Origin of the sequence: Bacillus sp. ISO11 (genome assembly GCF_003458115.1) — a bacterium.
Lineage (GTDB): Bacteria > Bacillota > Bacilli > Bacillales > Bacillaceae_G > Bacillus_A > Bacillus_A cereus.
Genome location: NZ_QXCO01000021.1, coordinates 77623 through 100502, shown reverse-complemented (window position 1 = coordinate 100502; position 22880 = coordinate 77623). Strand labels below are relative to the sequence as shown.

Genomic DNA, 22880 nt, shown 5'->3' with positions numbered 1-22880 from the left:
AGTTTGTAGAGGTATAATTATGGTAGAAAATGTAAATAGATAATTTTATATGTAAAATATTCACACAAGAAATTTATCCAAGGTAGAAAAATAGTGAAATAACAGGAGTTAAGTTTATGAAACTATTAAAACTGAAGAAAAATACTTTTATAAAATAGTGAAAGAATATGAAGCACACAAAGTAACAACTAACCTATAACGAATTAGAATCGAAAATTTCTTAGAGTAGAAAAATCGGCTTTTTTTATGTCAAAATTTGCTTAGCGTATACTTTCGTTAAAATGCGGGTGGTATCCCATTTAGAAGAGAAAGTAAAGGACGTCGAAAAAAAGAAATATATCAATGGTGCGGAACCAATGGTAGCCCCTGATCGATTGGAGTGCCAATTCAATACATCCAGGTTTACGGATGTGACGTATCTCTTATTAGGAGAGCGTACCTTATATTTATCAACGATCATGGATGCCCTTAATCGCGAAATTATTAGTTGTGTCATCAACGAATTACAAACACTGACATTAGCGACGAAGACATTGAAACAAGCAATGAGAGGGTGAAAAGTAAAAAATATCATCCTTCACTCATATCAAGGAAGTATTTATACTGCGAAGGAATTTCAAGCGTATGCCAAACAAAACGGCATCATCACCAGCATGTCCCGTAAAAGAAATTGCCATGATAATGCCTTCATGGAAAGCTTCTTTCGCCATTTAAAAAGTGAAGCTTTCGATTCACAAAAGATAACAAAAGTATCCAAACTGTGCGAAAGATTGCGCTAGAATACATTCATCACTACAATTATGTGAAAATTCAATAAAATACAAACCACCTATCCCCTAAAGAATTTAGGGAACAGATGGTTTAGGTGTTTTGATATGTGTCCCGTTGTCGGAGGTCACTTTACCTCACGTCGTAAGGGGTTTTATTACTTCGCAAAACTTTCAGCCAACTGTTTCTCTCTCCACATAAATGTAATGCCGAGACCAACTATTAAAACAACGCCTGAAAATGCATATGGATAATGAATATTCATATCAAATAATATTCCGCCCATCGCTGGTCCTGCGATATTCCCTAAACTCGTATAAGTCGAGTTCATACCAGCGACGAATCCTTGCTCTTTTCCGGCTGCTTTTGATAAAAATGTCGTTAAAGCTGGACGAAGTAGATCAAATGCTAAGAAAATGAAGCAAGTAACGAGAAGTACAATCCAATAATTAAAGACTACAGTTGAGACGAATGCTAATACTGCACCTACAATTAAACATATTTGAATTAACACTTTCTCACCGAACATGTCTACCAATTTGCCAAACATAAATACTTGCACAACTACCCCAAAGATTGAACTAATTGTAATAATTGCTGCGATATCTTTCGGCGAGAAGCCAAATTTATGATCAGAGAATAAGCTAAACACTGTTTCATACGCTGATAATCCGAATGCGAGTACAAATACGATAATAAATGCAATTGCATACATTGGATGTAATGATTTCTTTAAATCACCAATAAAACTTGATTCCTTCGTATTAGAAGAAATCTCTGCAAGTTCTTCTTTCGTTAACGGTTCTTTTAAAATAAAGATCGAAATCACACATGCTATAAAAGCAATTACTGCTGCAACGAAAAACGGCACACGTATACCGTATTCTGCAATAAATCCGCCGATTCCAGGACCTATAATGAATCCAGTACTAATAGCCGCAGATAAGTATCCCATCGCCTTTGGACGTTCCTGAATAGATGTAATATCCGCAACATATGCCGTAACACCAGGCATAATAAACGCAGCACTAATTCCGCCTAATACCCTTGCTACATAAAGCATCCATACATCTTTTCCTAATCCAAAAAGAAGCTCTGAAACACCAAAAATAAATAATCCAATGATTATCATTTTCTTTCTACCGTAAAGATCAACCCACCGGCCTGTAATAGGTGAAGTAATGAGCTGTGCCATTGCAAACACTGCAACGAGATATCCCATCGTCTTCCCTGTTAAATGCATATCATTCATAAAGGATGGCATAACCGGAATGATTAATCCAATCCCTAGAAAAGCGATAAATATATTACTCAAAAGAATGACCAATACCATCTTTTGTTCTTTTATCGGTTTCTTCACTTTTTAACACCTCTTCCCGTAAGTTCCTCTCAAAAAATAATGCCCAAGAAGCTTTTTCTTTATCCTTCTATTTGTGGGCTAGTCATGAGTAGAGATGCCCCCCTACTCGTTAGAATTTCACACTATCCTTCCACACATACATACGCATTAGGTGAATGACTATCATTCAGTTTTCCTCAAAAATGAACCTACCTTTTCAGACAGGTTCATCTCACTATTTCTTTATATGTAGTGCATGTGTTAAAAAATCTAGTACTTCTGCCTTTTGCAAATCGACTTGCTCATCATCTTTATGATCATATAAATACACTTGTTCCGCTGCTGATTCAACTAGAGCGATAAATAACTTCGCTGTTCGCTCTGCGTGAACCGAATCACGAATTTCACCGGCTTCTTTTGCCTCATTTAAAAATTCACTTAGCCACATATAAAGAGGCTCATACACAGCTTCCCATTCTTTTATATGTTCTGTAGATGCAAGACCAGCATACATTAAAGCTTGTATTTCACGATATTCAGCTATAAAGTGAAACACCGCATCTATTACTTGCGTCACTTTACTTGAGAAAGGCGCATCGTTTTGCACTTTTTCTTTCACTGCAAGTATCATCTTTTCAACCATCACTTCTGCTATTGCAGGCATAACAGATAACTTAGAAGGAAAATATAAATAGAAAGTTCCTTGCGCAATGCCAGCTAATTTCACGATATCAGAAATCTTCGTTTTTTCGACGCCCTTTTCCTGAAACACTTCAATAGCTGCATAGACAATTTTCTCTTTTTTATTCATCATCTAAACCCTTTCACACGCATATTGAATGACTGTCACTCATTTTATAAGATAATCGATTGTACTGTCAATGATAGTGAACTCTAAGAGGAAATCATTTTTTTATAATAAAATCTCCTAATAAACAATTAGGAGATAAAAATACAATATATCTTTAAGAAAGTGCCTTTAATCCTGTCACTCCACATACAATAAGAAACACACTAATGATACGCGCTTTACTTTTCGACTCACCAAACAAGAACATGTTTAACAAAACTGCACCTGCTGTTCCGATACCAATCCAAACCGCATACGCGACACTTACTTGTAAAAATAAGAAGGAAGTATACAAAAATGCGAAGGATGTAGCAAACCCACCTATATAAATCGCACCATTGGCTAATGTCTTATCTTTACTATACATTTTAAGTCCTATCACACCGACTATTTCACTAATTGCAGCACAAAATACGAAAAACCAACCCATTTTTAAGCAACTCCTTCCACAGTTTCTTCTTTATTGTCAGCTAACTTTAAACCGATAACGCCGGCTACTACCATAAGAATGAAGAATAGTTTGCCTGCGCTGAAACTTCCACCGAAAAGAAATACATCCATTAAGAAAGTACCTACCGTACCAGCTCCAGCGAAAATAGCATATACAGTTCCTGTTGCAAGATGTTCACACGCTTTAGAAAGGAAGTGAAAATCAACAGCAATAACTCCTAAAATAATAATCCAATGCCACCAAGTATCGGCCGTATTAAAACCAAACACCCAAAAAATTTCAAAGATACATGTTAATATGACATATAACCAAGCTCTATTTTTCATACCTCTCACCCTTCATGACTGACTATCAGTCATTTTTATTTTAAAAAAATATACTCTTTCATCAATACTATATAAAAACAACTATCATCCTCATTTACCATTGTATTTGTTCCATTTCTAAGCTAACTGCATCCTGTCACACGAAAATGACTGAATGTCATTCATATATATATTGTACATGAACATTTTAAAAATTGTCAATGCCGAAAGTTTATTTAAAATTTCTTTCATCCTATTTGTATATTTTTTAATAATCTGTCAATAATGCTAGTAACATAATATTTTCTCCACTCCCCCTTGGAGAGATCCCTTGAATGGAGCAGTTAGCTTTTGCTAGCTGCTCTTTTTTATTTATCCATACACTATGATGAAATACTCATAGATCAAATCCATTTTTCATCACATAACAACCATCTATTTATTTTCCAATGAGCCTTTGTATGCACGAATTTTATTCTCAAGCATCTTCTCTGTAACCTCTAAGTTTTCTCTTTGAATCTGAATAGATTTCCTATGATCTTCTAGGAGCTGTAAACGAGCTTCTGTTGTATGCGCCCCTTCTGTATATAATCTAGCGTATTCTCTTATTTTCGCTATTGGCATTTGCGTTTGTTTTAATTTCATTACAAACTGCAACCACTTTATATGTGACTCTTCGTAAAGTCGATTTCCATTTGTATCACGATTTGCAATCAATATATTTTCCTTTTCATAATAACGTAGTGTATGTGTGCTCAATCCTAATAATTTTGCTACCTCACTAATTGTATACATACTAAACTCCCTCCACATGCTTATCCTTATATATTTTATGAACGTATCAAATTTATAAAAAACATTTGACTTAGAGTATACTCTAACAAATACAATCTAACCATAAATAAATTTGAATTTAGGGGGATTTTATATGAAATACACTGTTATTACTGGTGCAAGTTCCGGAATTGGTTATGAAACAGCTTTAGCATTTGCATCTCGCGGGAAAAATTTAGTACTTGTAGCTCGAAGACAAGAAGAATTAAGCGAATTAAAATTGAAAATTAACGAAATGCATCCAGAGTTAGATGTTGTCATTCGACGAACTGATTTATCTGTTACTGAAGATGTTTATAAACTTTATGAAAGCCTACAAGCTTTTCAAATTGAAACGTGGATTAATAACGCAGGTTTTGGTAATTTCGCCTCAATTGCCGAACAAAATTTAAATAAAATCGAGACGATGTTGCATGTCAATATAGAAGCACTAACAATACTCTCTTCTCTTTTCGTTCGAGATTATTCAATGGTTGACGGAACACAGCTTATTAACGTTTCATCGGGCGGCGGATACACGATTGTTGCTGATGCTGTTACGTATTGCGCTACAAAATTTTATGTAAGTGCCTTTACAGAAGGGCTGTCTCACGAACTGAAAGAACAAGGCGCAAAACTGCAAGCAAAGGTTTTAGCACCTGGGGCAACTGAAACAGAATTTGCAAAACGTTCATTTGGTATTGATGAGTTCGAATACGATAATGTTGTACCGAAATTCCACACTGCAAAACAAATGGCAAAATTTATGCTCGACCTTTATGATAATGATAAAGTTGTAGGAATTGTCGACGGTTTAACGTATAACTATGAACTTAAAGATCCACTTTATAATTTTGCCGTAAGACAAACGAATTCAAATTCTTAATAACCTGTCCATTTCTTATGTAAATACATGTTCCCACTATATCTGTAAATAATAGTGGGAACTTTTTCTCTATAAATTTTTTATCCAACATACCGAACCATCGCCACTTCATCACAATAATCCATCTTTGGACAATGTCTACAATCAATCCATACTTTCTCTGGCAACGCTTCTTTATTTATAAAATCAAATCCACACTTTTGAAAAAATACTGTTTCATATGTTAAGGAAATTACTCTTCTTACATTTATTTTCGTAGCTTCCTCCATTACATGATTTACGAGCATACGTCCTATCCCTTTCCCTGCATATGTATGCGAAACTACTAACGATCGTATTTCTGCAAGATCTTCTCCTAACACATGCAATCCAGCAACTCCAACAATTCTCTCGTCTTCTTTCATAACATATAAACATTGCAAATATTGATAAAGAGACAAAAGAGAACGTGGTAAAACAACTCCCTCTTTTGCATAAACCTCAATAAGACTATAAATTTCTTTCACATCACTGGTCACCGCATTACAGATTTTCATATTACATCCCCTTGCCCCTCAATATTAATATTTATAACTTTAAATGAATTTTAATTCATAATTTCATATAATAATACAGCTCTCTTTTCTCCTCGTCAATCACTTTATACAAACAAAAAACCAAGCAATCTAATCGATGCTCGGTTCCTCATCTCGTATCGGTAATACTGTTGAATATTTAATTTCACGAAGTGCCAAACTCGTCTGTATACGTGTAATACCAAGCTTATTCAGCTTTCTAATAAACTGCTCTAGTTCTTTACGATCACGATTTGCAACCTTTAATAAATAATCGTACTCTCCTGTTAAACAGTGACATTCTAACACTTCCGGCATCGATTCTAATTCTTTCTCCAACACTTCTAACTTGTCAAATTGATGAATATTCGTACTCATAAAAATAAAGCATAATAAATCAAACCCAAGCTTTTCTTGATTTAAAATCGCAACTTGCTTATCGATGAAACCTTCCCCATCTAACCTTTTTATTCTTGCATGCATCGCAGCCGGTGATAAATTAACGCGACGTGCCAGCTCTGCATTACTTACTTGTGAATCCTTCTGCAATATATCTAAAATTTGTACATCCAAATCATCCAACACTTTAATAACAGACGACTCCATTACAATTCCTCCTTTTTTCTTACCGATGATTATTCGAAAAAACAACTTATAATTTATATAAAACTGAATATCTTTCTGTAAATATCATTTTAAACTAAAGATTTTATCGAGTTTTCACCATTATACAAAATAATGTATTACACAATAAAGAAAAATGCTAAAATTATTTACAATTCGTATTGATTACAAAAAAGGGGATTTTATCATGCCTTATTTTTACGTCTTTTTACTATTACTAACGAGCTTATTATGGGGAGGAAATTTCGTCGTTGGAAAATCACTCGTCGATCATGCATCACCGATGACATTGACAAATTTAAGATGGATGATTGCGATTGTTTGTTTATTACCAATGGTATGGCTTAAAGAAAAGAAAATCCTTCCACCACGTACCGCAATAATTCCGTTAATATTAATGGGAATTTCAGGAGTCGCTCTTTTTAACATCTTTCAATTTTTAGCATTAGAAAAAACATCCGCTACGAATGTAGGGCTTATTTCTACATTGAATGCAATTTCAATCGCATTATTTTCAGTATTATTTCTAAAAGAAAAAGTAAATACACTTCAAATCCTATCCATGATTCTTTCATTCTTCGGGGTCATCCTCGTCCTATTAAAAGGTGATTTCTCGCTTTTATTTTCACTACATTTTAATAGCGGTGATTTATGGATGATTGCAGCGGTTTGTATTTGGGGAATCTATTCTGTTTGTAGTAAATGGGCAACAAAAACAACTACACCACTTATGGCAACGTTGTACTCTGGTATTTTCGGCGTTATTTTATTACTACCGTTTAACATAGGTAGCTTCACTGTTTCAAATATAAATACTTCTTTCATCACATCACTTTTATATACTGGGCTTATTTCGACAGTTCTTTGTATGGTATTTTGGAATATTGGCGTACAAAAATTAGGCGCAACTACATCAGGTATTTTTCTAAACTTCAATCCAATTTTCACAGCCATTTTAGCATTCATATTTCTCGGAGAAGAATTAACGTGGATACAAATTTTAGGGACAATTGTCGTTGTAACAGGATGTTATTTATTTTCTCATTTCAAAACTGTTGCCGTTCAGCCAACTAGACCTTTAATACGAAAACATTCTTAATGAAAAAACATCGTCATCTAGGTTGGCGATGTTTTTATTTACTCTTCATTTCTCTTATATACTGCTTTTCCTCTTCTGGCGATAAACGTTCCGTCGCCTTGCCAGTATCTCCACCTTGAAGGCTCCATAAAAAGTTATGCTCCTCAACAGTTTGAGAAAAATCTCCTTTTTCCCACCTATTTATAATAGAAAATAACTTCATTTTATATTGAAAACCTGTACTATTTTCAATATCTCTTTTTACATTAGAAATTTCCTTTTTTGTCATCTCTACAAATCCCCATTTTTCAGAGGATTTTACCTTTTGGTGCACCATTTTATGCATAGTAGAAATAATTTCACCTTCACTAATTTGCGGAGCTTCTTCTGCAGCTTTTTTCTCTTTTTCGTTTGCCGCTCGCTCGGTTTGAATATTTTTATTTTCTTTTTCCACATATGCAAGCAATTTCTTTCCGCCAACTATAGACGAGAAAATTACTATAATTGTAATGCATATACCTACGATCCATTTAAAAAGCATTAGCTCTTCATTGCTTCCTTAACAATATAACTATCTACATACTGCTTAAACTTCACGATTTTTCCGTTCTCCAGTTGCCATACATGAACAAATTCTGCTTCAAATGATTTTCCTGTTTCTTTATAAACTCCAGAATACATACCTTCAGCAATAATTACATCTTTTCCGCTTACTTCATGATACATATTTACACTTGCTTTATAATCATCCCATTCTGATCCTAAACGGCTAAATACATTTTTCATTATAGCTTCTACGCCTTTATATGTTCCGCCGTACGGGAAACCTTCTGCCTCTGTCCATTCCACTTTTTCAGAGAGGGCTTCTGCTAAATGCTTTGCATTTGAAGAAGCTGATCCTTCATACGTGCTTTTAATAATTTCTAAATTTGATTTAGGCATATTACTTCCTCCCGTTTATTTTTACACAAGATGTAACTCACGTAGTTACATCTTGTGTAAAAAAATATTTAAATTGTTTTACTCTTAATCTATTAGTTGTAATCATTATAGTTACAATATTTCTTCAAGTCAACATTTATAAATAAAATTTACTTCGTTTTCATTACTTTCTCTTTTAAGAAACGATCTACATATCCTTCTGCTTTTACTACGAATAAATACGCACCCATTGATAATAATGCAAGATCTAATTCATATCCTGGATTCTTTCCATCTCCTAATAAACCTGCTGCTCCATTTACCTTTACGATAGCTCCAGCTAAAATAAGAGCGAATAACAATCCTACATATCGTACACCTAAACCGATAATTAATAATATACCACCAACTAATTCTACAGTTGCTACGCCATATGCAAGGCCACCTGGTAAACCGATGCTTGTAAACCATCCTGCTACGTTATCGATACCTGATTGAAACTTTGCTAAACCGTGTGCAAAGAACGTAACTCCTAACACGATACGAATAATTAAATTCCCAATATATTGATTCATTTTGAACTCTCCTTTTTGTTTTGTTATGGTGAACTTTTATTTACAAGTCAAAACAATACGGTATTTTATTTCATTCGTCAAATACTTTTTTAAAGAAAACAAAAAACATTATCCGTTTTACGGATAATGTTTTCTTACAAAATAGCGCTAATTCAAGCTTTTATTCTATCGCATAAAAAAAGTTGAAACATTTTTCCAGCGCCAATATAAGGCAGTAAAGACACGTCCTCTTCTACAACCATTCCAACAACATTCACTTTCTCATCTACAGATAAATCATTTATGGCAACTTGCATCTCCCCTGCATATCTACCATACAATTCATTATCAATTGTAATACTCCCTTTCTTTCTTACAATTGTATGCATCGGCTTTATCACCACTCTATTTCCTTCCCTTGATTCTACAGATCGAATAACATCACGAGCCGGATCTAGTCTATTTGTATGCACTTGCTCTACCAATTTTAATACTTCTTTATCAGTTATAAATGATTTGTAACGCAATGGAATAATCCCTCTACTTGCACTAGCTACTTCTTGCATACTTTTTAAACTTGCGCTTATATCTCCAATCAATACTTTATCAACACCACAATCTTGAACAAGTTCTAAGTACGCTTCAAGTGGGCGCATATTGCGATGTTTTTCTAACGTTGGTAACCCTTCATATAACGGCCCTCGTTTTTCACCATCTCCTGGAATAAATGCCATTGTCTTTATTCCGCACTTCTGTAAATATTGATTTTGTTTTTGTAAGAAAGACTTTGCTAGTCCTGTCTCTGGGCGCGGGTAAAAATTATGCCATGCTTCTACATTCTCTACTCTTATATGTTCTGCAAGTAATTCTTTCCAAAATGATTTTGTAATCGTACTCGCATTTAAAGCTACTTTCATCTTATGAGATACGCTTGCAATTTCTTTTGGCGCAATGCCGTAATCCATTCTTAAACCGGTAATGCCCCAGTTCAATAACTCTTCCACATTTTCATATGTTAGCCCTAAATGGTGTAACGATTTTGGAGAAACATCAACCATTAGCTCCATTTCATGTGCAAGAGCTTGTCTCCCTAATATTTGAATTAACTCTTTATACGTATTTGGATCATCTTCTGGAATGTGCAGTGATGTAAAAATAGATGTAAACCCATTTTCCTTCGCTACTTTTAACCACTCTTCTTGTTTCTCTACTCGTTCTTTTGAAAGATAAATGGAAACTCCGATCATATAAATCTCCCCTTCTATTAATAGAAAAAGAGAAAGGAATCCCTTTCTCTATATGTTTTCTGCCATTTCTTCTTTAAATCCGAAGAAGTACGTAAAGATAAATCCGAAAGCATATGCAATTACTAAACCTAAGAAATATAGTAAATATTTATTGTCAGCAATTAACGGAATTAAAGATAGCCCTGATACGCCAATTCCAAGAGAAGCTGTTTGCATAACTGCTTGGAATGCACCACCGACAGCCGCTCCTAAACAAGCAGTAATAAACGGTTTCCCAAGTGGTAATGTAACCCCGTATAATAGCGGCTCACCAATTCCTAAAAAGCCAACTGGCAATCCACCTTTAATTACATTTCGAAGTCGTTTGTTTTTTGTTTTCACATAAATCGCAATTGCTGCGCCCACTTGGCCAGCACCAGCCATTGCTAGTACTGGTAATAAAGGTGTTACGTGTGTTTGATTAATAAATTCCATATGAATTGGTGTTAAACCGTGATGCAATCCGACCATAACGAGAGGTAAAAATGTTCCCGCAAGTACTGCGCCAGCAAATGCTCCGCCAATATTTAAAATCGCATTAATTCCGCTCGTAATACCATCTGATAAGAAACCTGCTAATGGCTGAATTGCTAACATCGTTACGATACTTACAACTAATACAGTAATGAGTGGTGTCACGATTATATCAACTGCATTCGGCACTGCTTTTCGAACTTGTCTTTCCACTACAACCATAAGCCATGCTGCAAAAATAACTGCGAATAATCCGCCCCGTCCGGGCACTAATGCTTCACCAAACAATTTTACGTTTGCCATCGCCGGGTTGAAAATTAAAATGCCAGCAATTGCCCCAAGAACCGGTGTCCCGCCGAACTCTTTCGCTGTATTCCAACCAACTAAAATTCCTAAGAATGTAAAGATACCGCCGCCAATGAGTAGTAACATTTGTAACCACGTTGCATTTGGATCAGCACCAGCGTTTTTCGCAAAGTTAGCAACCCCGTTTATAATTCCTGACGCAACAAGTCCTGGAATTAACGGAATGAAAATACTTCCTATTTTTCGTAAAAAGTTTTTCACTGGTGTATTATTTTTCTTCTTAATCTCTGATTTCATCTCTTGCCCAATATCTTCAAGGTGATGATCTGCTATCTCACCAATTCGTAGTCCTGTTAAGCCTTCCATTTCAGCTGCTACTTTATTTACTGTTCCTGGACCAACGACAACTTGAAGCGTCTCATCTTCTATAACACCCATAACGCCTTCAACTTTTTTTAAAAGGTCCATATTTACTTTACTTTCATCATGAAGCGTTAATCGTAGTCTCGTCATACAATGAGCAATACTACGAATATTTTTTATTCCTCCAAGTTGCTCCGAAATTTCCTTAGCCATTCTCTCTTCTTTCTTCATAATAGAATCCCCCTCCCTATTATTTTATAGTGCTTTCTTCACAAACCCTTTTGCGCATTTTAGTTTCTCCAGTGCTTCCCCATATTCGCACTGCAACAACACCATAACAATGGCAGCTTTTACGTTACGTTCTGCCTTTTCATAATACTCTGCCGCTACTTCATAACTAGCGCCTGTTGCTTCCACAATAATTCGTTTTGATCGTTCTACTAACTTTTCATTTGTGGATTGAACATCTACCATTAAGTTTTTATATACTTTTCCTACACCAATCATCGAAGCTGTTGAAATCATATTCAACACTAATTTTTGTGCTGTACCAGCTTTTAAACGCGTTGATCCTGTTAATATTTCTGCACCTGTCTCTACTTCCACATTTAACTTTGCATATTTACTTATTTCAGCATTTTTATTACAAGAAATACTCGCTGTACTCGCTCCTACACTCTGTGCGTATTTCAAGCCGCCAATTACGTAAGGAGTTCTGCCACTTGCAGCAATTCCAATCACTGTATCTTTCTCATTTAATCCAATACTTTTTAAATCTTCTTCTGCTAACTCTTCGCGATCTTCGGCACCTTCCACCGCTTTAGTAAACGCTTTCAATCCACCTGCTATAAATCCTTGCACCATTTTATCATCCGTGCCAAATGTCGGCGGACATTCCACTGCATCTAGAATACCTAAACGACCACTCGTACCAGCACCAATGTAAATTAAACGTCCCTCTTCTTCAAAAGATTTAATAACAGTCTGTACAACCTTTTCAATTTGTTCTATCTCTTTTTCAACTGCTAACGCAACAGTTCGATCTTCTTCATTCATACTTTGCAACACTTCTTTTATGCTCATCTCATCCAAATTCATTGTTTTCTCATTACGATGTTCTGTCGATAAATTTTCTAACATATTGCCACCCTCTTTGAAATTATATTTCACACTTTTATTATAACTTTAAGAAACTAAAAATCAATTACTCTTTCTTATTTTATGAAATAAAATTTCACGACATGACATATTTTTGTCAAAGATCATAAAGTGAAACTTTAATCAGTGTGGGTTTTGTTCATCCCCACTGATTATTAGCCCGCACCAATCGGGCATTTACGGGCAGTTGATCCCCACCTAACTTTCTTTGCTTCCGCTGAATTTTGAAGTGAGGGTCTTACTGCACGGCAAATAGGGGGATAAAAAAAGATGAGTCTCCTCATCTTTTCTTCTACTTTAACTTCCGTAACCGCAACGCTTCTTCTCGCGTCTCCATAAATTGATTCAATACTTTATTACCAATTCGATTGAAAGTAATCACATATAAAGCATCGATCATATTCAATTGCGTCATTCTCGAAGCAATACTCGCAATACGATGATCTTGTTCTACATCTGGCATACAAAGGCGAATATCCGCTTCTTTATATAACGGTGATGATTGATCTAGTTTCGTAATTCCAATAACAGTTGCACCTTGTCTCTTTGCATACTGCGCCATTTCAAGCACATCTTTCGTTCGACCAGATGTTGAAATCGCAACAAATATATCGCCTTCTTTTAAATTCGTCACAAGCGGCAACATCATATGAAAATCAGATAGCATCATCGCTGTAAATCCGAGCCTTGTAAATTTATAAGCTCCGTCCATCGCCGGAGTAGCTGATCCGCCTACTCCATAAAAGATAATTTTATCGGCATTTACAATACGATCTGCAGCTTTTTCAAGTTCTTTTTTATCTATCGCCGTCACGCTCGCCTCAATTGCAGCTTTATTCACATAAGTAACTTTATTAAATAAATCATACGGTCCATCTTCTGTATTCATCACTGAAAAATCGTTAATATTATAATCAGCAATCGTTAATTCACGAACGAGTGCTATCTTAAATGCTTTAAAACTTCCGATTCCAATCGATTTACAAAAGCGAACGACACTCGCTTCACTTGCGCCTGCATTCGTTGACACTTCTTTCGTCGTTAAATTCGGTACAATCTCTGCATTCTCCATTATGTACATGGCAACCTTCTTCTCAGCTGGTGAAAATTGATCCATATTACTTTCAATTTTAAATAGTAATGTTGAAGCTTTCACTATTTAACCTCCACTTCTTACGGTTGCGTTCACTTATTTTCTCTTGCTTCAATAAGGTAAAAACCATCATCGCCAGGAGGATGAAACACATTTACAATGCGATTCCCTTTTTGATAAACAGTTCTTTCCCCTTCTGTCCACTTCTTTTCCCAACCGTTCATCCAAATCGCAACATCAGGTAAAAAAGCAGTATATTTCAGCTTCTGACCGTACTCACCATCTGCTTCTTCCGAAAAAATAGAAACCGGAAAATCTTTCACTTTTGATTCTTTCCATGCAGTAAATGGTATACATACTGCAATAAGTACGATTACACCAATAACCTTCTCCTTCGTAATCTTCACACTTCCCTCTCCTTGTCATATCACATACATAGATTTTACCATAATTACAAACCCTTCATGCTATATGATCATTGCTTTTGGGAATAAAAAAAGAGCTTACCTACATCAGATAAGCCCTTCCTCTCTATACAAAATATTTCTTCAAAAGTGGCGGTGTAATAATCGTCGTCAATATAACAACAATAACAATCGCTGTGAAATTTTCTTTCGCTAATAAATTCGCCGTAAGTCCATTTGCAGCGATGATAAGCGCTACTTCACCACGTGATACCATCCCCGCGCCAATACTAATAGAAGATTGGAGATTAAATCCTGTCAGTCTCGCTCCTAAACCTGATCCGATTAACTTTGTGAAAATTGCAATGAGAGTCATAATAATAATGAACCAAAGCTGGCTTCCAATGCCTTGAAATGTAATTTCCATTCCGATACTTACGAAGAATACTGGAACAAATATTGCATAAGCAATCGGTTCAATTTTATGTTCCACCTCATGCTTATACTCTGTTTGAGAAATAGCAATTCCTGCTGCAAATGCTCCAATAATGCCTGCAATTCCCATCATTTCACTGTAATAAGAAAAAGAGAAGCAAATAATAAGAGCCGCGCTAATTAACGCTTCTGTTACACGAAGCGGTACAAGCATTTTCATAATCCAAGGAACGACTTTCCAAGCAATAAAAACAATACTTACAAAGAAAATAATTTTCTTTACAATGACAAGTGTTATATTCACATCTTGTGTTCCTAAAAAACTCATTACAAATGCCAATAAAATAACGACAATGACATCATCAAATACGGCAGCACCTAAAATTGTTGTACTTTCTCTCGTATTCATTTTTCCTAGATCACGTAGCGTCTGGACCGTAATACTAACCGATGTTGCGCAAAGTAATAACCCTAAAAAAATGGCATGGGACTGTATTAATCCAAACAGCAATCCTGTTACATAACCACCGATGAAAGGAAAAATAATTCCACCAGCCGCTACTGCAAATGACGATTTCAAATTCCGATTTAACTCTTCTAAATCCGTTTCAAGTCCCGCCATAAACATAAGCAACAAAACACCAATCTCACTCAGTTCATCAATCAGTTCAGAACTATTAATAATACCGAGTACAGCCGGACCGATAATAATACCGACAATTAACTTACCAAGTACAGAAGGCTGACCAAGTCTTACACTAATGTCACCAGCTAATTTCGTACAAAGTAAAATGACGACAAGTTCAAAATAAAATAACATAGCATCTGCTCCTACTTTAACTTTAATCAGTGGGTCGTTAACCCCCGTCCATTTCTGCAAGTAGTTTCCCCTATTGATCCGCATTTTATTTGTCATATTTTTATTTGACAAAATATTCTGAATTATATTAAGATTAATCCAGCAATTTTAAAAACTATATACCATAACTGCACCTCCACTTCCTTACTTACTCTTTTTTAATGGGCTCATACTATAGTCGCAGTTATGGAAATGAAAAAACGGGGGGAGAGTCCAAAGTGAAGTCATTATTACGAAAAAAAGCGCTTAATACTGAATCACCAAAGCAGCTAGCTAGAACATTAACTGCACTCGATTTAACGTTTTTAGGAATCGGCGCCGTAATTGGGACAGGGATCTTTGTATTAACAGGTATTGTTGCAGCAAAACATTCTGGTCCTGGTATTATGCTATCATTCCTTATTGCTGCATTTACTTGTGCTTGTGTAGCCTTTTGTTACGCTGAATTTGCTTCTTCTATTCCTGTCTCAGGAAGTGTGTATACTTACGCATACATGACAGTCGGAGAAGTCGTCGCCTTCATCGTCGGATGGTGTTTAATGCTCGAATATTTACTTGCCGTTGCAGCAGTAGCTGTCGGTTGGTCTGGTTATTTGCAATCATTACTACAAGGGTTCAATATACACCTGCCCGCCATAATCGCCTCGGCCCCCGGCGTAGGAAAAGGTGGTCTCATCGATTTACCTGCTGTCTGTATTTTACTTCTTATTACTGGTCTTTTAAGTTTTGGTATACGCGAAAGCGCTCGCATTAATAATATTATGGTTCTTATCAAGCTAGCAGTTATTATCGCTTTTATCGTAGCAGGCGCAAAATATGTAAAACCTGAAAACTGGACACCGTTCATTCCATTCGGATACGACGGTATTATTACTGGCGCTGCCACTGTGTTTTTCGCCTTTTTAGGTTTTGATGCAATCGCAACCGCTGCAGAAGAAACGAAAAAACCGCAGCGTGATTTACCAATTGGTATTATCGGTTCTCTTCTTATTTGTACTGTTTTATATATGATTGTATCTTTCGTTTTAACAGGTATGGTTCCTTATACGCAATTAGACGTTTCTGATCCAGTTGCATTTGCATTGCATTTCGTTGGTGAGGATACAATTGCAGGACTACTCGCTGTTGGAGCGATGACTGGAATGACAACCGTCCTCTTAGTCGTTATGTATGGACAAGTTCGCGTTTCATATGCAATGAGCCGTGACGGTCTACTTCCAAAAGCGTTAGCACGTGTAAATAAAAGAGTAAAAATCCCTTTATTAAATACGTGGATTACTGGCGTTGTTGCTGCTTTATTAGCAGGCCTTTTAGACTTACATTTGCTAGCGAATTTAGTAAACATCGGCACGTTAACAGCCTTTACATTCGTTTGCTGCGCAGTACTTATTTTACGAAAAACACATCCTGACTTAAAACGCGGATTCCGCACACCTTTCGTACCTGTACTACCAGTTGTCGCGATTCTTTGCTGCTTATATTTAATGATCAATTTGTCTAAAACAACATGGATTAGCTTTGCAGTTTGGCTTATAGTCGGCTTATGCTTCTATTTCTTCTACTCTAGAAAGCATAGTCATTTAGCTATTGAAAAAACAAATGATGAACAGAAAAAAGCATAACAAAATAGCTCGCCGATAAAATGGCGAGCTATCTTTCTGTACTATTATATTTTTTCGTTAACGATTGTAAAATGAAAAATATGCCGATGCAAGCTGTAAACCATGCCCAATTTCCTATTGGTGTCGAGTATTTGATCATTCCAATACCCACAAGCACTAAGAAAATAATCACCTGATATATGAGCTTCCACTTTTGCATATATTCCCTCCTTTACTTCGTCCCCTTCTTTTTCTTCTTCCAGGCATTCAAACTATCAAAGAAGAAGTTAATAAATAACGTTCCTAATCCTGCTAATAAAAACGTCATTAAGAATAAAACCCAAATACTTTTATCTTTTAATAAATAATATCCTACAAGGAGCACAACCGCGATCCATACATATTCAAGAATTCTTTTTAGCTTTTTCTGTTCCAACTTATTCGCTCCCTCTTTCTATGCTACTTTTAGTATAACAAAAAAGAAGCCTATCATGATAAGCTTCTTTTCTTCTCTCTTATTTGTTCATACTTTTTTCAACAAGTGAAATCGCATACTCTAATGTACGATTCATCGTTTCTACCTGTACATCTTTTACTTTTACATCTTTCACTACAGCTTCGGCCACTGTAATTTTTTGTTGTAATGATTTCACTGAACCATCTGTTACATTTACAGCTTGCGCTTTCTTCACTACTGCTTTTGCAGATTCAATATTGATTTGTAATTTTTCTTTCGTTGTTTTTGGTTGTTCTTCTGCCACTTTTGATTGTACGAATGTTACATTAGCTGATTTTAATTCGTTATATGTTTGAATAATTTGTTCCCCAGTACTTCCTACATTTTCAAATGCTTGCTTTGCAATGTTATAGCTTTTCTCTAGTTCTTGAAATGCTTCCTTTGAATATTGACCTGGCTTATTACCAAATTCATACGTACTAACTAACACTTCTTTTACTTTTCCAAGCTCTTCAAATAACGCATTTACTTGCTCTAACTTCGTACGGTTAGAAAACTCATTGTATGATGCTAATACTTCTGAAGAACTTAAAGCTTTACTATATAATTTTGCTAACGCGATTTGTCCATTTAACGGAATACCACCATTTCCGTTACTATCAGGATCCGCTCCAAATGCAAATGGTACGTTCGGGTTATAAACTTTTCCTTGAGCTGGCTGACTATTTACTTTTTTACCATCTACGTAAATTGCCACTTCGCTTCCGTTATACGTTCCTGTTAAATGATACGTTTTGTTCGCTTCTAATTGAACGCCAACACGTTTATAGCTACCTCCAATGTGAGCCCATAATTCAACATATCCACTTCCTGTAGACTCAAATCCAATTCCGCCGCTCTCTGTATTTTGCAAAATACCTTGTCCGCGAATTTCATTCATTGAAAATACAGTTTCTAATGTAAACGTATTTACTATTTTCTCTTTTTGTGCTGCTGAAAATGGAAGGTATCCAAATGTATTTGCTTTTCCGTTTAACTTCATAACATTCTTCTTCAATGCTTTATCATATTCAATAGTCACATTGCCCTTCACATCACCTTTTGTACCAAATGGTGAATTGTCTTTAAATGTACCATCTGCAAAATTTACATCGAAAACATCAGCTTTTGGTACTTTCACATTCGGGTCAATATTATCTTTTTTCGTAGTAATTTCCGCAGTTAACGGCTGTGCGGTTTCATTGCCAAATGAATCAATCGCAACTACTTCAAGTGTATATGCTTTCCCGCCATCTAACCCTGCAAGCGTAAACGTAAGATCTTTCGGCACTGGATCACGATAAAACTCTGAGAATGCTAACAATTTATTTTTTATTTCACCCGTTTGCTTATCTCTAGCCTGCACACGGTAAGAGTGAACAAGGAGGTTGTCCAATGCTTGCGGGAATGTTACTGTTGCCGCATTTTCTGTTACATTTGATACAGCAAGCTTTGCATCTTTAGCAAAGTAAGGCTTTTCTTTATCACGATCTTCTACATGTGTAAATGTTTCTTTCTTTGCTGGTAATTTAATTTTCCAAGGCTCGCCTGTCCAAGAATTCGTATGGAAATCACGGCGATTAATCGTCACTTCTTCTTCATCTACTTCTACTAATAAACCTTGGCTTAACGTACTAGCTCCTGGCGGGATATTCCCTTGTACTTTACCACCTTCAACTTCCATATAACTTACTGAAGATGTACCAACTGATGTAAAGTCTTTTTGATGTATCGATCTCGGATCATCTAACGGATAATGTGAATGACCTGAAAACGTAATAACTTGTGGATATTCTTTTAACACTGCATTAATTTTTGCGCTATCTTGTGTTCCCCATTCCTGACTACCGTACACTGTATCTTTAATATGTTGATGTAAAAATACAAAAATCGGTTTTTCTGGATCATCTTTTTGTGCTTTTGCCATTTCTTCTTTTAACCAATTAATTTGCTTGTCCGAATAATAACCATGTGTTGTTCCATTCTCTGGAGACATAACAAGGAAGTGATAACCTTTTACCACTTTATGATAATAAATTGATTCCATACCTGTTTTTTCTAAGAAACGCTTCTGTGCACCCTCTACGGATAAACCGTTCCAATAATCATGGTTACCGAGAGAATTCATTCGCACTGCATCTTTATTTGCATTTTCATTATACACTTGCATGAAACGATCATATTGCTGCACTGATCCTGTATCTGTGAAATCACCTACAATAACAAACGCATCTTGTTTCGGTGCTAATGTATTAAACTGTTCAATCGCTCTTTTCCAGCGAAACGTATCATCCGTTCCACTATTTTTAATATGCACATCACTTACAACTGGAAAAACTATCTTCTTCTCACTTGATGCCTTTTCTTGCTTTTTCTCTTCCGCCTTGACTGATGTACTCCACGGAAATGATACGAATGCTAATACAAAAACCATTAATAATCCAATAAGGCCTTTTACTTTTCGTAAATCAGTTCTGTCCACGTAAATCCTCCTCATATAATGAATTAATTACAATGGTTATTGTATCGAACACATATTAACTTCGTTTAAAGTGAAAATGAAATTTATTTAACTTTTGTAAATATACAGTCATTTTTCTGTAACATCCAACATTACTTGTATTATCTTATACAAGTACCTTGTGTCTAACAGACTCTTATTCATTATTATGATTTGGAAGCCTATTAAACAAACTTTCCTGAAATTTTTCGCCCCTTTATTAACACAACTATCGTTTTCCAACATTTAATAGTAATAAAAAGAAAGTATGAAGGGAGGAGCTACTAATGGCTTGTAAAAAAATATCGGCTGTTATGCCCCTTTATCTATCATCTGCCCTCCCTATGATCCACCTAATCCACCAGAACCACCAGGCTGTGAATTAATTACAAATGAATTTGCCGGTAATTTTCTTATAACAAAAGAAATTCCACCACCTTCTGAAAATCCTACATTAATCTTATGGGAAGGAGATGGTGTAGTTAAAATATCTGGTACCATTTCTGTGTATAATAGTACTAGTAGTACTGCAGGAATTACCGTTCAAATTATCGGAAAGGTGACAAATACTTTTACAGTCTATCCTGGCAACACAATGTCATATACAGGTCAATCCTTACAATCTGTGGCTATCATTGATATTCCAAATAACCCAACCCGATATATGGAAGGAAAATATTGTTGTCAATTCTCATTTTGCTTATAAATTTCTTCACCACCTTAACTTACAAACTATATAAAAAAGCATACCACTTGGTATGCTTTTGCTTATGAAATTGGATAACGTACTGTCAGACATAATTGTCCTTGGCTTACTCCCGTTCCTGTTGTTACAATTTGAATTGTAGTAAAGTATCTTACTGTAAATGATCCACTGCTTTGTGGTTGTACAGTAATTGTATTCACCACTGTCGCTCCTACTAAAAAATTCACCGTAATTGGAGCTGTACCTACATCATATTTCACATAACCTGATGCATATAAATCTTGCGTAATATTATTCGTATACACTGTTTCAGTTACCGCACCAGTAGCAGCCCAATCTATACATACCTGATCTTGAACAAGTGTTTTACTGGAACAGCATGATAAGTTAGAATTGTACATCTTAGCCCTCTCCTTTTCTATTATGAAAGTGGATAACGTGTAGTTATACAAAACTCCCCTTGATATGTTCCAGCTGTTGCAGCAGGTAAAGTTACTTCAATTGTTACGAAACGACGGTACGTAAAAGCTATACTTGTTCCTGGGTTTAATGTTTGTGTATCAATTGTAGCGCCTGCTGCATCTAAAACTGTCAGTGTGATCGGAGCCGGTCCGACGTCATATCGAACAAACCCTGTTCCAATCATATTTTGATTAATATTATTGTTGTACAGTACATTCGTAATAGCAGTCGCCACTACAGTTCCTGACCACGGACTACACACTTTATCTTGCACATAATTTTTATCTGGACAACAAGTTAATGCTGACCCTGAGCACTCACAAGACATAGTTGTTTCCCCTCTCTCTTTTATATTCCCTATATGTGTATGTCCCCCAGAGTCTTTTGCCTGTACTATTCATCTATTTTCAAAAAATATTCAAATGACTAGATAGATTCCGTTTTGTTTCTTTTTTTCATATATTTATAGACAAAGATACTAGCAACAATAAGAATAACGCCTCCTAATATCGGTAGCATATATTGTCCAACAACATCCGCTGCTTTTTCCCAATGTGGACCTAATTTCATTCCAAAATAAACATACAAAGTCGTTAACGGGAACATTGCTACAAATGTATAAATACTAAATTTCCATATGTTCATTTTTGCCATACCACATGGAACAGAAATAAGCGTTCGCACTCCAGGTACAAAGCGTCCAACAAATGCTACAACTGGTCCATATTTCTCAAAGAAATCATCTGCTTTTTGAATTTGTTCTTCTTTAATAAAGAAGTATTTTCCGTATTTTATTAATAGCGGACGACCACCGTAATAACCGAGTGCATATAACGTTAAAGGTCCTGTCGTTCCACCAAGTGTCCCTGCTAATACAGCCAACCAAAAATTCATATCTCCCTCGTATACCCAATACCCAACCATAGGCAACACTACTTCTGCCGGAATAAATTCAAACGTTAATGCTAACACAACTCCAAAATAAGAAAACTGCTTTAAAAACTCGATTATATCTAAAATAATTTGCTCCATATTTTTAACTCCTATCCTACGTTTACGTTATGCTTTTCTTGTAATTGAACTGGCGCCATTTTTACAATTCGGTTCAAAATAAATAACACAACTCCAATATCATCTAAAATACCGATAAACGGTAGGAAGTCTGGAATTAAATCGAGCGGCATCGCTACATACCCAACTAAAAAAGCAACAGATAAAATTTTCTTCTTTATTGAAACCTCTTTTGAAGTAAAAAAGTCAAATAGGAATGGAACAAATCGGCGAACATGAAATACAACTCTTAATCTACTAATAAGTTTTTTCATTTTTATATCTCCTCTCTTTGTATACGAAAAGGACCCTACCAAATATGGTAAGGGTCCTCAAAAAGACAGAAAGGGGCCTTTACCATTGCTGGTAAAGGTCTCACTAACAACGAAACGTTGCCAATAAAGCCGAGGGTTTCTCCCTGTAATGACGACTTTATTGTAATAAGTTACTCCCCTTTATACACAATTTTATACACTCACATTAAAATATTTCAGAGGGCTTGTCAATATATTTTATATTCCAATCCCTTCCGTAAAAAACAAAA

The 22880-nt window shown here is 35.6% G+C and carries 27 protein-coding genes and 1 pseudogene; 5 read left to right on the top strand and 23 right to left on the bottom strand.

Annotated elements, in window-relative coordinates:
- Window positions 1-323: 323 nt before the first annotated feature.
- Window positions 324-817 (top strand): annotated as a pseudogene (locus D1166_RS20920) (DDE-type integrase/transposase/recombinase); the annotation flags it as partial.
- Window positions 818-925: 108 nt separating this feature from the next.
- On the opposite strand, the gene D1166_RS20915 reads toward D1166_RS20920, so the two are convergent.
- The 5 genes from D1166_RS20915 to D1166_RS20895 all read right to left on the bottom strand — a co-directional run bounded on the left by D1166_RS20915 (window position 926) and on the right by D1166_RS20895 (window position 4508).
- Window positions 926-2128, bottom strand: coding sequence for an MFS transporter (locus D1166_RS20915; RefSeq protein WP_000742956.1), 1203 nt, complete (start codon window positions 2126-2128; stop codon window positions 926-928).
- 214 nt (window positions 2129-2342) lie between these two features.
- Window positions 2343-2921: a TetR/AcrR family transcriptional regulator gene (locus D1166_RS20910; protein WP_001999151.1), complete on the bottom strand. Its 579-nt coding sequence runs from the start codon at window positions 2919-2921 to the stop codon at window positions 2343-2345.
- 151 nt (window positions 2922-3072) lie between these two features.
- Entirely contained in the window at window positions 3073-3387 is a 315-nt protein-coding gene (locus D1166_RS20905; protein WP_000539671.1) for a DMT family transporter, read from the bottom strand.
- A 2-nt stretch (window positions 3388-3389) separates the two neighbouring features.
- Entirely contained in the window at window positions 3390-3734 is a 345-nt protein-coding gene (locus D1166_RS20900; protein WP_000796011.1) for a DMT family transporter, read from the bottom strand.
- Window positions 3735-4148: 414 nt separating this feature from the next.
- Entirely contained in the window at window positions 4149-4508 is a 360-nt protein-coding gene (locus tag D1166_RS20895) for a MerR family transcriptional regulator (RefSeq protein WP_000288059.1), read from the bottom strand.
- A gap of 133 nt (window positions 4509-4641) precedes the next feature.
- Here D1166_RS20895 and D1166_RS20890 point away from each other — a divergent pair, with 133 nt between their 5' ends.
- Window positions 4642-5412, top strand: a complete 771-nt coding sequence (locus tag D1166_RS20890; protein ID WP_097856617.1) for an SDR family NAD(P)-dependent oxidoreductase — start codon at window positions 4642-4644, stop codon at window positions 5410-5412.
- Window positions 5413-5492: 80 nt separating this feature from the next.
- Here the strand turns inward: D1166_RS20890 and D1166_RS20885 are convergent, their stop codons facing one another.
- Window positions 5493-5948 (bottom strand): N-acetyltransferase, encoded by a 456-nt coding sequence (locus tag D1166_RS20885; protein WP_000686662.1) that lies wholly within the window; start codon window positions 5946-5948, stop codon window positions 5493-5495.
- A 129-nt stretch (window positions 5949-6077) separates the two neighbouring features.
- Window positions 6078-6572 (bottom strand): Lrp/AsnC family transcriptional regulator, encoded by a 495-nt coding sequence (locus D1166_RS20880; RefSeq protein WP_000446088.1) that lies wholly within the window; start codon window positions 6570-6572, stop codon window positions 6078-6080.
- A 205-nt stretch (window positions 6573-6777) separates the two neighbouring features.
- Here D1166_RS20880 and D1166_RS20875 point away from each other — a divergent pair, with 205 nt between their 5' ends.
- Window positions 6778-7689, top strand: coding sequence for a DMT family transporter (locus D1166_RS20875; protein ID WP_048567866.1), 912 nt, complete (start codon window positions 6778-6780; stop codon window positions 7687-7689).
- Between the two features lie 34 nt (window positions 7690-7723).
- Here D1166_RS20875 and D1166_RS20870 read toward each other — a convergent pair whose 3' ends face one another.
- The 9 genes from D1166_RS20870 to D1166_RS20830 all read right to left on the bottom strand — a co-directional run bounded on the left by D1166_RS20870 (window position 7724) and on the right by D1166_RS20830 (window position 15578).
- Window positions 7724-8209 carry a PRK06770 family protein gene (locus D1166_RS20870; protein ID WP_000897980.1) on the bottom strand — a complete coding sequence of 162 codons (486 nt, stop codon included), beginning with the start codon at window positions 8207-8209 and terminating at the stop codon, window positions 7724-7726.
- The gene (locus tag D1166_RS20865) at window positions 8209-8610 is read right to left on the bottom strand and encodes a nuclear transport factor 2 family protein (protein ID WP_001126691.1); all 402 of its coding nucleotides are present in this window, start codon (window positions 8608-8610) and stop codon (window positions 8209-8211) included. Before D1166_RS20865 ends, D1166_RS20870 begins: the two co-directional genes overlap by 1 nt.
- A gap of 149 nt (window positions 8611-8759) precedes the next feature.
- Window positions 8760-9164 (bottom strand): DoxX family protein, encoded by a 405-nt coding sequence (locus D1166_RS20860; RefSeq protein ID WP_001077751.1) that lies wholly within the window; start codon window positions 9162-9164, stop codon window positions 8760-8762.
- A gap of 152 nt (window positions 9165-9316) precedes the next feature.
- On the bottom strand, window positions 9317-10390 hold the full coding sequence (locus tag D1166_RS20855) for a DUF871 domain-containing protein (protein ID WP_046392376.1): 1074 nt from the start codon (window positions 10388-10390) through the stop codon (window positions 9317-9319).
- A gap of 48 nt (window positions 10391-10438) precedes the next feature.
- Window positions 10439-11803, bottom strand: coding sequence for a PTS transporter subunit EIIC (locus D1166_RS20850; protein ID WP_000711291.1), 1365 nt, complete (start codon window positions 11801-11803; stop codon window positions 10439-10441).
- A 24-nt stretch (window positions 11804-11827) separates the two neighbouring features.
- Window positions 11828-12712, bottom strand: a complete 885-nt coding sequence (murQ, locus tag D1166_RS20845) for an N-acetylmuramic acid 6-phosphate etherase (RefSeq protein WP_000892344.1) — start codon at window positions 12710-12712, stop codon at window positions 11828-11830.
- Between the two features lie 310 nt (window positions 12713-13022).
- Window positions 13023-13886: a MurR/RpiR family transcriptional regulator gene (locus tag D1166_RS20840; RefSeq protein ID WP_000648164.1), complete on the bottom strand. Its 864-nt coding sequence runs from the start codon at window positions 13884-13886 to the stop codon at window positions 13023-13025.
- Between the two features lie 29 nt (window positions 13887-13915).
- A complete protein-coding gene (locus D1166_RS20835) occupies window positions 13916-14230 on the bottom strand; it encodes a hypothetical protein (RefSeq protein WP_000704957.1) in 315 nt (104 codons plus the stop codon).
- A gap of 124 nt (window positions 14231-14354) precedes the next feature.
- Complete coding sequence (locus tag D1166_RS20830; protein WP_061113410.1) at window positions 14355-15578, bottom strand: cation:proton antiporter; 1224 nt, start codon at window positions 15576-15578, stop codon at window positions 14355-14357.
- 161 nt (window positions 15579-15739) lie between these two features.
- On the opposite strand from D1166_RS20830, the gene bcaP reads away from it, so the two are divergent.
- Window positions 15740-17143, top strand: a complete 1404-nt coding sequence (gene bcaP / locus D1166_RS20825; protein ID WP_097856618.1) for a branched-chain amino acid transporter BcaP — start codon at window positions 15740-15742, stop codon at window positions 17141-17143.
- 28 nt (window positions 17144-17171) lie between these two features.
- Here bcaP and D1166_RS31355 read toward each other — a convergent pair whose 3' ends face one another.
- From D1166_RS31355 to D1166_RS20815, 3 genes are all read right to left on the bottom strand, one after another.
- Window positions 17172-17342 carry a hypothetical protein gene (locus D1166_RS31355; protein ID WP_001174850.1) on the bottom strand — a complete coding sequence of 57 codons (171 nt, stop codon included), beginning with the start codon at window positions 17340-17342 and terminating at the stop codon, window positions 17172-17174.
- A gap of 12 nt (window positions 17343-17354) precedes the next feature.
- Window positions 17355-17558: a hypothetical protein gene (locus tag D1166_RS20820; protein WP_000435800.1), complete on the bottom strand. Its 204-nt coding sequence runs from the start codon at window positions 17556-17558 to the stop codon at window positions 17355-17357.
- Window positions 17559-17637: 79 nt separating this feature from the next.
- Window positions 17638-20100 carry a LamG-like jellyroll fold domain-containing protein gene (locus tag D1166_RS20815; RefSeq protein ID WP_118043413.1) on the bottom strand — a complete coding sequence of 821 codons (2463 nt, stop codon included), beginning with the start codon at window positions 20098-20100 and terminating at the stop codon, window positions 17638-17640.
- Between the two features lie 322 nt (window positions 20101-20422).
- Here D1166_RS20815 and D1166_RS20810 point away from each other — a divergent pair, with 322 nt between their 5' ends.
- On the top strand, window positions 20423-20824 hold the full coding sequence (locus D1166_RS20810) for an S-Ena type endospore appendage (protein ID WP_033668249.1): 402 nt from the start codon (window positions 20423-20425) through the stop codon (window positions 20822-20824).
- 62 nt (window positions 20825-20886) lie between these two features.
- Here the strand turns inward: D1166_RS20810 and D1166_RS20805 are convergent, their stop codons facing one another.
- From D1166_RS20805 to D1166_RS20790, 4 genes are all read right to left on the bottom strand, one after another.
- Window positions 20887-21225, bottom strand: a complete 339-nt coding sequence (locus tag D1166_RS20805; RefSeq protein WP_000282809.1) for a DUF3992 domain-containing protein — start codon at window positions 21223-21225, stop codon at window positions 20887-20889.
- 20 nt (window positions 21226-21245) lie between these two features.
- A complete protein-coding gene (locus tag D1166_RS20800) occupies window positions 21246-21614 on the bottom strand; it encodes a DUF3992 domain-containing protein (RefSeq protein ID WP_001277547.1) in 369 nt (122 codons plus the stop codon).
- 98 nt (window positions 21615-21712) lie between these two features.
- On the bottom strand, window positions 21713-22318 hold the full coding sequence (locus D1166_RS20795) for a DedA family protein (RefSeq protein WP_000435017.1): 606 nt from the start codon (window positions 22316-22318) through the stop codon (window positions 21713-21715).
- 11 nt (window positions 22319-22329) lie between these two features.
- A complete protein-coding gene (locus D1166_RS20790; protein WP_000733854.1) occupies window positions 22330-22611 on the bottom strand; it encodes a YkvA family protein in 282 nt (93 codons plus the stop codon).
- Window positions 22612-22880: the final 269 nt, after the last annotated feature.